The sequence below is a fragment of the Mesorhizobium australafricanum genome, from assembly GCF_033977265.1.
Lineage (GTDB): Bacteria > Pseudomonadota > Alphaproteobacteria > Rhizobiales > Rhizobiaceae > Mesorhizobium > Mesorhizobium australafricanum.
The window spans coordinates 1-586 of record NZ_JAVIIT010000072.1 but is presented as its reverse complement, the minus strand read 5'-3'; the positions used below and the strand labels follow the sequence as shown (position 1 = coordinate 586).

The following is a 586-nucleotide window of genomic DNA, read 5'->3' as shown; positions in this document are numbered from 1 at the left end:
TACAAGAAGAACGCAGGCCCCCGTTTCGGCACAGCCTGGGGCTTTCTGCAGAAATACCGGCAAATGGTCGCAGCCAACAATGCGCTGGGCTTGGCAGCCCATGGGCAAGCGGCCCCGCGCGAGCAGCCAAGCGGCCCGGCCATGGGAACTGTGCAGAGCGCCTCACCCGTCGCCTTCTCGCCCATCCCCATGTCCCCGAGCGACCCGGCCTGGGACGTGTTGCGAGCTTTCCATGAAGAAGAGGCCGCACAGCGTGGCGCGCCAATGGCTACCAATGTGCCGCAGTTCCATCAGACGACATCGCTGCCGCCAGAATTGGCCCCCGTGCCGCCCCCATCCTCGCCTGCTCAAAGTGCCGGCTCGTCCTCGACCTTCGCCGGCCTTGAACCACTGTCACCCACACCTTATCGGCGTCCGGATTTTGATCTGAATGCGCTCACGCCCGGGCAACTGGCTGAGGATGCTGACATTAGCGGCCCGGGCCATTGGACCGCAGTTGATGGCTCGGCAATTGCCCAGCCCGGCTCGTCACGCAGATCATCGCAGATCTATGCCGGTCTTGATGACATCGTCGACTTGCAGGACG

Annotated in this window: 1 pseudogene; it reads left to right on the top strand. The window is 63.7% G+C overall.

Features of this window, described 5'->3' with window-relative positions:
• Positions 1–586: pseudogene (locus RFM98_RS31225) on the top strand (hypothetical protein); the annotation flags it as partial.